The following is an 11,089-nucleotide window of genomic DNA, read 5'->3' as shown; positions in this document are numbered from 1 at the left end:
GCCGCCGCCACCGCCCACGCGCGCGGCGCCGGCGTGCCGCTGCTCCCGTTCGCCGCGGCGGCCGCCGCCGCATTGGCCGCCGCGCTCGCCGCGACCCGCGCGCCCGCCCGCGGCGCGGTGCCCGCCGGGTTCCTGCTGCTGGCCCTGGCACTTCCGCTCGGCCTCGCCGTCGACATCGGCGCGGGGCCCGGCGGGCAGTGGACGCTGCTGATCCCGCTCGTCCCGCTCGGCGCCGGCGCCGGGCTGGCCCTCGCCGCCTCGCTGCGCTGCGCGGCACCCGGCGCGGCGCTGTTCGGCCTGTCGCTGTGCTTTCCCGCAGTGCTCGCCGGGCAGCTCCTCGTCCTGTCCCTGCAGGCGGCGCGACTGGGACGGGCCCGTCCGGCGACCGGCGCCGAGCAGGTCCACGCCCTGCTGGCCGGCTACCACGACTGGCTCATCGCCGCCGGAATGGCGGCCGTGCCGCTCGCCGCCGCCACCGCCGTCGCGGCGGCGCGCCGCCGTAATGCCGCTTCCGGCCCGCGGGGCGGGTAGTATTCGCGCGCTTACCGAAACCGAAAATTCCGCAAGGAGAACCACTCGTGTCCGAGCGCACTCTCGTCCTGGTCAAGCCCGACGGCGTCCGCCGCGGTGTCATCGGCGAGGTCATCTCCCGGATCGAGCGCAAGGGCCTGAAGCTCGTCGCGCTGGAACTGCGCACCCTCGCCCGCGAGACCGCCGAGTCCCACTATGAGGAGCACGCGAGCAAGCCGTTCTTCGGCGAGCTGGTCGAGTTCATCACCGGCGGCCCGCTCGTCGCCATGGTCGTCGAGGGCCCGCGCGCCATCGAGGCGTTCCGCTCGCTGGCCGGCGCCACCGACCCGGTCAGCGCCGCCCCCGGCACCATCCGCGGCGACTTCGCCCTGGAGATCGGCGAGAACATCGTGCACGGCTCCGACTCCACCTACTCCGCCGAGCGCGAGATCAAGCTCTTCTTCCCCGAACTGGGCTGAGAGGCGCCCGCGAGGGCGCCGTTCGAGCGCGGGCCGGATCTTCCGGCCCGCGTCTTCTTTAGCGAAAACCGAGCTGGTCAGGACGCGTTTTTTCCGCGACGCGCGGCGGCGGGGTGACTGCCCGCGGACGGGGGCGCACGTTACGATGGACGCGCCGCTATACACGCCCGTCAATCATGAAGGGCTCCCTTTCTTCATGGGTAACAAGCTGTCGTTTCTTGGCCGGGACATGGCCGTCGATCTTGGTACCGCCAACACACTGGTGTACGTGCGCGGGCGTGGCATCGTCCTGAACGAACCCTCCGTGGTGGCGATCAATACCAACACCGGAAAGATCGTCGCGGTGGGCATCGAGGCGAAGCGGATGATCGGCCGCACGCCCGGCAACATCGTGGCCGTCCGCCCGCTGAAGGACGGCGTCATCGCCGACTTCGACGTCACCGAGCGCATGCTGCGCTACTTCATCCAGAAGGTCCACAAGCGCCGGCACTTCGCCAAGCCGCGGATCGTGGTGGCCGTGCCGAGCGGGATCACCGGGGTGGAGCAGCGCGCGGTGAAGGAGGCCGGCTACCAGGCCGGCGCCCGCCGCGTGTACATCATCGAGGAGCCGATGGCCGCCGCGATCGGCGCCGGGCTGCCCGTCTACGAGCCGACCGGCAACATGGTCGTCGACATAGGAGGCGGCACCACCGAGGTCGCGATCATCTCTCTCGGCGGCATCGTCACCAGCCAGTCCGTCCGCGTCGGCGGCGACGAACTCGACCAGGCGGTGATCTCCTTCTCCAAGAAGGAATACTCGCTGATGCTCGGGGAACGGACCGCCGAGGAGATCAAGATGGCCATCGGTTCGGCCTATCCCGGCGGCGACGAGGAGCCGCACGCCGAGATCCGGGGCCGCGACCTCGTGAGCGGGCTGCCGAAGACCGTCGTGATCTCCGCCGAGGAGGTGCGGCGGGCGATCGAGGAACCGGTCAACGCCGTGGTGGACGCGGTGAAGACCACGCTGGACAAGTGCCCGCCCGAGCTGTCGGGCGACATCATGGACCGCGGGATCGCGCTCACCGGCGGCGGCGCGCTGCTGAAGAACCTCGACGAACGGCTCCGCGAGGAGACCGGGATGCCCATCCACCTGGTGGACAACCCGCTCGACTCGGTGGTGCTCGGCACCGGCAAGTGCGTCGAGGACTTCGAGTCGCTCCGCCAGGTCCTCGTGCCGGAGCCGCGGCATTGATCGGACGGGTCCGCCCGCCGTAGGACGGGTTCGCCCGCCGTAGGACGGGTTCGCCCGCCATTGGCAGTGCACCCGGGGGACTGAGGAAACCGGAGGTCGGTGCGTGAAGGACACCCGGCGCACCCGCATGGTGCTCGGCGGGCTGCTCGTCGTGGCGCTCACGATGATCACCGTGGACTACCGCGGTGGCGCGCAGTCGCCGCTGCGCGGCCTGCGCGACCTGGGCGCGAGCGTGTTCGGGCCGGTCGAGCGGGCGTCCGCGTCCGTCGTCCGGCCGGTGGGCGACACCTTCGACACGATCACCGACGCGCCCGGCGAGCGGCGCCGCGCCGACCAGCTGGCGCGGCAGAACCAGCGGCTGCGCGAGCAGCTGCGCTCCGCCCGGCTCGACACGGAGCGGTCCGCGCAGCTGCAGCGGCTGCTCGGCACCGCGGGAATGGGCGGCTACACGATCCACGCCGCGCAGGTGATCTCCGCCGGGCAGGGCTTCGAGGACACCGTCACCATCGACGTCGGCAGCCGCAGCGGCATCAAGCCCGACATGACCGTGATCAGCGCCGCCGGGCTCGTCGGCCGGGTCACCCGGGTCGGGCCCGCGACCTCGACCGTGCTGCTCGCCACCGACCAGACCTCCTCCATCGGCTCCCGGCTGGAGGCGTCCAAGGAGATCGGCATCACCCAGGGCCGGGGCCGCCGCGGCCTCGGCGGGGGCGGCGCCACACCGCTGCGCTTCCAGCTGCTGGACGCCTCCGCGCCGATCCAGGTCGGCCAGCGGATCGTGACGCTCGGGTCGCAGGGCCAGCGCCCGTACGTGCCCGGCGTCCCGATCGGCGAGGTCGCCCGCATCGAGAAGTCCACCAGCGGGCTGACCCGCACCGCCTACGTCCGGCCGTTCGTGAAGTTCACCAGCCTGGACGTCGTCGCCGTCGTGGTCGCCCCGCCGAAGACCGACCCCCGGGACGCGGTGCTCCCGCCGAAGCCGAAACCGCCGGTGACCCCCACCCCGACCCCCAGCAAGAGCCCGAAGGCGACCAAGAGCCCGAAGGCGCGCGAGAGCGGCGACGCGCGGCCGAGCGGCTCCGCGAGCCCGTCCACAGAACCGAGCGCGGGGGACTGAACGTTGCTGAACCCACCCGAGGCGTCGCCGGCCGGCCGCAGCGCGGTGGCCGCGGTGGTGATCGCCGTGACGCTGATCCTGCAGGTGTCGGTGGCGAACCGGCTGCCGCTGCCCGGCGGCGTGCAGCCCGACCTGGTGCTGCTGGCCGTCGTGGCGCTGGCGCTGGTCGCCGGGTCGATGACCGGCATGGTCACCGGGTTCCTCGCCGGCCTCGCCGCCGACATCATCCCGCCCGCCGACCACACCATCGGCCGGTACGCGCTCGTCTACTGCCTCATCGGCTACCTGTGCGGCGTCGCGTCCGCCGAGATGGACCGCCAGTCCGTCGTCCCGTTCTTCGCCGTCGCCGCCGGCGCCCTCGCCGGGACCGTGCTGTACGCGGCGACCGGGATGATCCTCGGCGACCCGCGCGCCGAGTGGGGGACCGTGTCGCGCATGGTCCCGCTGCAGGTCCTCTACGACATCATCGCCAGCCCGTTCGTCGTCTGGGCGGTGCTGCGCGCCACCAGACGCTACGAGAGCGGCGAGCGGTCGCGCGGCGACGGCCTCGCCGTGCCCGCCGCCCGGTACCGCGCGATGTCCGGGCGGGGCGGGGCCCTGTGAACCCCAGGACCCACTTCCGCCTCGTCGTCCTGTACGTGCTCGTCGGCGCGCTGCTGCTCGTCCTGGTCGGACGCATGTGGACGCTGCAGGTGCTGGAGGGCGAGCACTACCGGGGCATCGCCGCCCAGAACCGCACCCGCGACATCGTCGTCCCCGCCGTCCGCGGCGTGATCATGGACGACCGCGGCAAGCCGCTCGTCCGCAACCGCAGCGCGCTCGTCGTGTCGGTCAACCGCACCACGCTGTCGCGGCAGAAGGACGGCGGCGAGGCCGTCCTGAAGCGGCTCGCCGCCGTCCTCGGGACGAGCCACGACGAGATGTCCAAGCGGATCCGGCTGTGCTCGCCGACCGTCAAGCGGCCCTGCTGGCCCGGCTCCCCGTACCAGCCGATCCCCGTCGAGGACCACGTCGACCCGAAGCGCGCCCTCCAGATCATGGAGCGGCAGGAGGACTTCCCCGGCGTCACCGCGCAGATCCAGGCCGTCCGCGAGTACCCGGAGCCGGACGGGGCGAGCGCCGCGCAGGTCCTCGGCTACCTCCAGCCCGTCACGCAGGAGGAGCTGGACAAGCGCAAGGGCCTGAAGGTCACCGGGTACAGCGGCGTCGACCTCGTCGGGCGCGCCGGGCTGGAGGCGCAGTACGACGCGGTGCTGAGCGGCGAGCCCGGGTTCCGCCGGGTCCTCGTCGACAGCCAGGGCCGCGTCACCGGCACCGCGGAGGAGCAGCAGGCGGTGGCCGGCAACAACCTCGTCACCAGCATCGACGCCGGGGTGCAGGGCGCGGCGGAGAAGGCGCTCAAGCACGCGATCGACAACGCGCGCAGGGGCGGCCACCCGGCCGACGCCGGCGCCGCGGTCGTGATGGACGTCCGCACCGGCCGCATGGTCGCGATGGCCAGCTACCCGACCTACGACCCGTCGATCTGGACCGGCGGCATCTCGCAGGAGAAGTACGACGCGCTGCTCGGCAAGAAGAACGGCGAGCCGCTGATCTCCCGGGTCACGCAGGGCCAGTTCGCCCCCGGCTCCACCTTCAAGATCTCCTCGGTGTCCGCCGCCGTGAAGGAGGGGGCCAGCCTGAAGGGCATCTACCCGTGCCCCGGCTCCTACAACGTCGGGAACCGGGCGTTCAGCAACGCCGGAGGCACCGGGTACGGCCCGATGACGCTGCACACCGCGCTGGTGAAGTCGTGCGACACGGTGTTCTACCGGTTCGCCTACCTGGAGTGGCAGCGCGACGGCGGCATGCACCCGAAGAAGAACGTCACCGACTCGATGGTGGACATGGCCCGCGAGTACGGCTTCGGGACCAGGACCGGCATCGACCTCCCCAGCGAGAGCAGCGGCCGCATCCCGGACCGCAAGTGGAAGAAGGACTACTGGGAGGCCACCAAGGCCGCCAACTGCAAGGGCGCCAAGGAGGGGTACCCGCAGGTCGCGAAGACCGACCCGGCGCGCGCCGCCTACCTGAAGGCGGTCGCGACGGAGAACTGCACCGAGGGGTACGTGTGGCGCCCCGGTGACGCGGCGAACTTCTCGGTCGGGCAGGGCAACGTCCTGGTGACGCCGCTGCAGCTGGTCCGCGCGTACGCGGCGGTCGCCAACGGCGGCAAGCTCGTCGTGCCGCGGCTCGGGGTCGCGGTCGTGCGGCCGGACGGCACGGTCGTCCGCCGGATCGAGGCCCCGGAGCCGAAGAAGCTGCCGGTCGACCCGAAGGTGCTGAAGTACATCCGCGACGCCCTCGCCGACGTGACGAAGGACGGCACCGCGGCGGGCGCGTTCAACGGGTTCGACTTCAAGCGCGTCGACGTGGGCGGCAAGACCGGTACCGCGGAGGTCTACGGCAAGCAGGACTCCTCCTGGTTCGCCTCGTTCGGCCCGGTGAAGGACCCGCGCTTCGCGGTCGTCGCGATGGTCTCGCAGGGTGGCTTCGGCGCCTCGACGTCGGCCCCGGCCGTCCGCGAGATCTGGGAGGCCATGTACGGGACGAAGGACAAGAAGCCGCTGCTCAAGGACGGCAAGCTCCCGTCCGAGCTGCCGAAGACGCCGAACACGGGAGCCGCCCCGTGATCACCGGTTCCGGCGTCGGGAGCGTCGAGGCGTACGCCGCGCGGCGGACGTGGCAGACCCGCCTGGCCGGGCTGCGCCGCCTCGACTGGCCGCTGTTCCTCGCCGTGCTGGCCCTGTCGCTGGTCGGCGCGCTGCTGGTGCGCTCGGCGACGTTCCACCTGCTCACCGAGCAGGGCAAGGACCCCGAGAGCTTCCTCAAGCGGCACGTGCTGAACCTGATCATCGGGTTCGTGCTCGGCGGCGTCGTCACCGTCCTCGACTACCGGCTCCTGCGCGCCTACGTCCCCATCCTGTACGGGGTCGCGTGCGTCGGGCTGCTCGTCGTGCTGACCCCGCTCGGCTCGACGATCAACGGGTCGCACTCGTGGATCGTGCTCGGCGGCGGGTTCCAGGTGCAGCCGTCGGAGTTCGCGAAGGTCGGGCTCGTGGTGCTGCTCGCGATGATCCTCGGCGAGCCGCGCGACGGCGAGATCGGGCCGGGCCGCCGGGACGTGCTGCTCGCGCTCGCCCTCGCCGGGCTGCCCGGCGTGCTGATCATGCTCCAGCCGGACCTCGGCACCACGCTGGTGTTCATCGCGGTCGTACTCGGCATGCTGGCGATCTCCGGGGCGCAGAAGCGCTGGCTGTTCGGGCTCGTCGGCGGCGGGGCCGCCGCGGCCGCCGCCGTGTTCTTCTTCGGCCTGCTGCAGGACTACCAGATCGCCCGGTTCACCGCGTTCCTCAACCCCGAGGCCGACCCGCGCGGCGCCGGCTACAACGCCCAGCAGGCCCGGATCGCGATCGGGTCGGGCGGCGCGTTCGGCAAGGGCCTGTTCCAGGGCGAGCAGACCGGCGGCCACTTCGTCCCCGAGCAGCAGACCGACTTCATCTTCACGGTCGCGGGGGAGGAGCTCGGCTTCGTCGGCGCCGCGATCATCGTCGCGCTGCTCGGCGTGGTGCTGTGGCGCGGGCTGCGCATCGCCACCCAGGCCGCCGACCTGTTCGGCACGCTCGTCGCGACGGGCGTCGTGTGCTGGCTCGGGTTCCAGGCGTTCGAGAACATCGGGATGACGATCGGGATCATGCCGATCACCGGGCTGCCGCTGCCGTTCGTGTCCTACGGCGGGTCCGCCACCTTCGCCAACATGATCGCCTTCGGTCTGCTGCAGGCCGTCCACGTGCGCCGCAGGGCGTTCGACTAGCCTCGGTCAGCAGGGCGTTCGGCTGATCGCCGGCGCGTTCGATTAGGGCGCCGCCAACGCGTAGGCTGGACGCTCATCCCCACGTCCCCAGCACGGAGGATTCCGTCATGCCGGTCGAGTCGCTCTTCCCGCGCCTGGAGCCGCTGCTCCCGAGCGTGCAGAAGCCGATTCAGTACGTTGGCGGCGAGCTGAACTCCCAGCTCAAGGACTGGGACGAGGCGGACGTCCGCTGGGCGCTGATGTACCCCGACGCCTACGAGGTCGGCCAGCCGAACCAGGGCGTCCAGATCCTTTACGAGATCCTGAACGAGCGCGACGGCGTCCTCGCGGAGCGGACCTACTCGGTCTGGCCCGACATGGAGGCCGTCATGCGCGAGCACGGCATCCCGCAGTTCACGGTCGACGCGCACCGCCCGGTCGCCGCGTTCGACGTGCTCGGCGTGTCGTTCTCCACCGAGCTCGGCTACACCAACCTGCTCACGGCGCTCGACCTCGCGGGCATCCCGCTGGAGGCCGCCGACCGCGCCGACGGCCACCCGATCGTGATCGCGGGCGGGCACGCGGCGTTCAACCCCGAGCCGATCGCCGACTTCGTCGACGCCGCCGTGCTCGGCGACGGCGAGGAGATCGCGCTCGGCATCACCGAGATCATCCGCGAGTGGAAGGCCGAGGGCGCCCCCGGCGGCCGGGACGAGCTGCTCATGCGGCTCGCCGCGACCGGCGGCGTGTACGTGCCCCGCTTCTACGACGTGACGTACCTGCCCGACGGCCGCATCCAGCGGGTCGCGCCGAACCGCCCGGGCGTCCCGTGGCGGATCGAGAAGCACACCGTCATGGACCTCGACCAGTGGCCCTACCCGAAGAAGCCGCTCGTCCCGCTCGCCGAGACCGTGCACGAGCGGTTCAGCGTGGAGATCTTCCGCGGCTGCACCCGCGGCTGCCGGTTCTGCCAGGCCGGGATGATCACCCGCCCGGTGCGGGAGCGGTCGATCACCACGATCGGCGACATGGTGGAGCAGGGCCTGAAGGAGTCCGGCTTCCAGGAGGTCGGGCTGCTCAGCCTGTCCAGTGCCGACCACAGCGAGATCGGCGACGTCGCCAAGGGCCTCGCCGACCGCTACGAGGGCACCAACACCTCCCTGTCGCTGCCGTCCACCCGGGTGGACGCCTTCAACATCACGCTCGCCAACGAGTTCTCCCGAGGCGGCCGCCGCTCCGGCCTGACGTTCGCGCCGGAGGGCGGCTCCGAGCGGATGCGCAAGGTGATCAACAAGATGGTCACCGAGGACGACCTGATCCGCACCGTCAGCACCGCCTACGAGAACGGCTGGCGGCAGGTGAAGCTGTACTTCATGTGCGGTCTGCCCACCGAGGAGGACGAGGACGTCCTCGCGATCGCCGGCATGGCCAAGCGGGTCATCCAGGCCGGGCGGGAGGCCACCGGCCGCAAGGACATCCGCTGCACCGTGTCCATCGGCGGGTTCGTGCCCAAGCCGCACACCCCGTTCCAGTGGGCCGCGCAGTGCGACCACGAGACCGTCGACCGGCGCCTGCACGCCCTCAAGGACGCCCTGCGCGGCGACAAGGAGTACGGCCGCGCCATCGGCCTGCGCTACCACGACGGGCGGCCGTCCATCATCGAGGGCCTGCTGTCGCGCGGCGACCGGCGGGTCGGCAAGGTCATCCGCGCCGTCTGGGAGGACGGCGGCCGCTTCGACGGCTGGAGCGAGCACTTCTCCTACGAGCGCTGGACGTCCTGCGCCGAGGAGGCGTTCGCCGGCGAGCCCGTCGACCTCGCCTGGTACACCGTCCGGGAGCGCGACGAGGTCGAGGTCCTGCCCTGGGACCACCTCGACGCCGGGCTCGACCGCGAGTGGCTCTGGCAGGACTGGCAGGACGCCGTCGACGAGACCGAGGTCGAGGACTGCCGCTGGACGCCCTGCTACGACTGCGGCGTGTGCCCCACGATGGGCACCGAGATCCAGATCGGCCCCACCGGCAAGAAGCTGCTCCCGCTCTCCGTGGTCTGAGGGGTCCCGTGCGGCGACCCGCGCGGGAGTCCGGGTGTCCGGAAGCGGTTGCGGGATCGGCCTGAGCAGCGGCGGTCCGGGCCTCGCGGCACCCGCGCTTGGCCGAACGATGCTCGGGGACCCGTACTCTATAGGGAGACCTAGTTTTTCGACTCGACACGAGTAGGAAGGACCAGAACCCTGGCACCCATGCCGGAGGGTCCGGCGCCGGCCCCCGTGACCCAGCGACTGCGCGTCCGCTACGCCAAGCGGGGCAGGCTGCGGTTCACGAGCCACCGCGACATTTCCCGGGCCGTGGAACGCGCCGTCAGGCGCGCCGGGATCCCTGTCGCGTTCAGCGGCGGATTCACCCCCCACCCGAAGATCTCGTACGCGGGTGCGGCGGCGACAGGGGTGGCCAGTGAGGCCGAATACCTCGAGATCGGGCTCACCGAGACCCGCGATCCTGCGCGGGTCCGGGCCGATCTGGACGCGGCCCTGCCCCCCGGGCTCGACATCGTCGATGTCGTGCCGGTCCGGGCGGGCCGCGGCGACGCACCGGTCAAGCCGGGCGCGTTCGCCGATCGGCTCCAGGCGTCCGAATGGCGGATCAGGCTGGACGGCGTGCCCGAGGGCGACGCCGCCGCCGCCGTGGCCGCCTTCATGGCCGCCCCGGTCATCGAGGTGGAACGCCTCACCAAGAAGGGACGGCGCCGTTTCGACGTGCGCGCCGCCGTGTCCGCGTGTGAGCTGGACCGGCGCGCCGCGGAGGCGGCGGATGCCCCTTGTGCGATACTTCGAATGGTTGTTCGGCATTCCACACCGGCCGTACGACCCGACGACATCCTCACCGGACTGCGCCAGGTCGCCGACCTCGCGCCGCCGTCACCGCCGCTGGTGACCAGGCTGGCGCAGGGGCCCCTCGACGCGGACACCGGTGGCCTCGCGGATCCCCTGGATCCCGACCGGGAGACCGGCCAGCCGTCCGGCGACGACGCCGAGACGGCCCGCGGCCCTGTGCGGCCGCAGCCCGGGGACGCCGCGAGCGAGGATGCCGTCAGCGCCTGACCGGGGGACCGAAGCCGTGGGAGCACGGAACCGGTTCCGCAGGGTACGGCTGGCGCGCCCCCGACGACTTCGTCGTCGCGGCCGGACCACCGTCCGGCCATGACGACGCCGATGACTGACGAGGTGCTCCCGCGCGGCGCACCGCACCGATCCGCCCCCGGGCGGGACGGGCGGACGCGCCCGGGAGCCTGACGGGAGATTGCCCGGATGCTTGAGAACGAAGTCGATTCGGCCGCGGCCGACGGCACCGAAGAAGAGACGACCGAGACCGCGAGCGGCGCGAACGGGAGTGCGGCGGAGCAGGGCACGGGCGTGACCTCGCGCCCGCGCCGGGCGAGCCGGCCCGCCGGCCCGCCGCCCGAGGTGGACGACGCCCCCGCGGAGCCCCCCGCCGCCGAGGCCGACGAAGCCGAGACCGAGGAGGCCGAAGAGGCCGAGGCGGAGGAGGCCGAAGCGGAGGAGGCCAAGACGGCGGAGGCCGAGGCGGCGGAGACCGAGGCGGCGGAGACCGAAGCCGGGGCCGAGGTCGCGGAGCCCGCGGCCGAGGAGGCCGCGCCCGAGCCCGAAGCCGCGCCTGAGCCCGAGACCGCGGCTGAGCCCGAGACCGCGGCTGAGCCCGAGACCGTGGAGCCGGCCGCCGAGGAGGCGCCCGAGCCGCCGAAGCGGGCCACCCGCACCCGTACCCGCGCCCGCGGCGCCAAGGCCGCCGCCGAGACGCCCGCGCCCGTCCCCATGACCGGTGCCGAGACCTCCCCCGAGACCTCCCCCGAGCCCGAGGCGGACGCCGAGGAGGCCCCCGCCCCCCGCACGCGCACCCGCGCC

Annotated in this window: 8 protein-coding genes and 2 pseudogenes; all 10 read left to right on the top strand. The window is 72.5% G+C overall.

The window, feature by feature from the left end; all coding sequences use genetic code 11:
* A pseudogene (locus AB0K34_RS44135) lies at positions 1 to 531 on the top strand (hypothetical protein); the annotation flags it as partial.
* A gap of 47 nt (positions 532 to 578) precedes the next feature.
* Complete coding sequence (gene ndk, locus AB0K34_RS44130) at positions 579 to 989, top strand: nucleoside-diphosphate kinase (RefSeq protein WP_138642067.1); 411 nt, start codon at positions 579 to 581, stop codon at positions 987 to 989.
* 196 nt (positions 990 to 1,185) lie between these two features.
* On the top strand, positions 1,186 to 2,220 hold the full coding sequence (locus AB0K34_RS44125) for a rod shape-determining protein (protein WP_067794123.1): 1,035 nt from the start codon (positions 1,186 to 1,188) through the stop codon (positions 2,218 to 2,220).
* A 103-nt stretch (positions 2,221 to 2,323) separates the two neighbouring features.
* On the top strand, positions 2,324 to 3,337 hold the full coding sequence (gene mreC, locus AB0K34_RS44120; RefSeq protein WP_364554493.1) for a rod shape-determining protein MreC: 1,014 nt from the start codon (positions 2,324 to 2,326) through the stop codon (positions 3,335 to 3,337).
* A gap of 3 nt (positions 3,338 to 3,340) precedes the next feature.
* Positions 3,341 to 3,940, top strand: a complete 600-nt coding sequence (mreD, locus tag AB0K34_RS44115) for a rod shape-determining protein MreD (protein WP_138641146.1) — start codon at positions 3,341 to 3,343, stop codon at positions 3,938 to 3,940.
* Positions 3,937 to 6,009, top strand: a complete 2,073-nt coding sequence (gene mrdA / locus AB0K34_RS44110; RefSeq protein ID WP_138641145.1) for a penicillin-binding protein 2 — start codon at positions 3,937 to 3,939, stop codon at positions 6,007 to 6,009. The genes mreD and mrdA overlap by 4 nt, the downstream gene beginning before the upstream one ends.
* Positions 6,006 to 7,190: a rod shape-determining protein RodA gene (gene rodA / locus AB0K34_RS44105; RefSeq protein ID WP_138641143.1), complete on the top strand. Its 1,185-nt coding sequence runs from the start codon at positions 6,006 to 6,008 to the stop codon at positions 7,188 to 7,190. The genes mrdA and rodA overlap by 4 nt, the downstream gene beginning before the upstream one ends.
* Before the next feature lie 107 nt (positions 7,191 to 7,297).
* A complete protein-coding gene (locus AB0K34_RS44100) occupies positions 7,298 to 9,220 on the top strand; it encodes a TIGR03960 family B12-binding radical SAM protein (protein WP_364554490.1) in 1,923 nt (640 codons plus the stop codon).
* 189 nt (positions 9,221 to 9,409) lie between these two features.
* The gene (locus AB0K34_RS44095) at positions 9,410 to 10,267 is read left to right on the top strand and encodes a TIGR03936 family radical SAM-associated protein (protein ID WP_364554488.1); all 858 of its coding nucleotides are present in this window, start codon (positions 9,410 to 9,412) and stop codon (positions 10,265 to 10,267) included.
* Between the two features lie 207 nt (positions 10,268 to 10,474).
* A pseudogene (locus tag AB0K34_RS44090) lies at positions 10,475 to 11,089 on the top strand (hypothetical protein); the annotation flags it as partial.

It is taken from the genome of Actinomadura sp. NPDC049382, from assembly GCF_040677125.1.
Taxonomy (GTDB): domain Bacteria; phylum Actinomycetota; class Actinomycetes; order Streptosporangiales; family Streptosporangiaceae; genus Spirillospora; species Spirillospora geliboluensis.
The sequence above is the reverse complement of the archived record's forward strand: the minus strand, read 5'-3'. Positions and strand labels throughout refer to the sequence as shown.

What these genes read in the sequence shown, in the direction of transcription:
- AB0K34_RS44125 (WP_067794123.1), top strand. Translation starts at nt 1,186, where the DNA reads ATGGGTAACAAGCTGTCGTTTCTTGGCCGGGACATGGCCGTCGATCTT.
- AB0K34_RS44100 (WP_364554490.1), top strand. Translation starts at nt 7,298, where the DNA reads ATGCCGGTCGAGTCGCTCTTCCCGCGCCTGGAGCCGCTGCTCCCGAGC.
- AB0K34_RS44095 (WP_364554488.1), top strand. Translation starts at nt 9,410, where the DNA reads ATGCCGGAGGGTCCGGCGCCGGCCCCCGTGACCCAGCGACTGCGCGTC.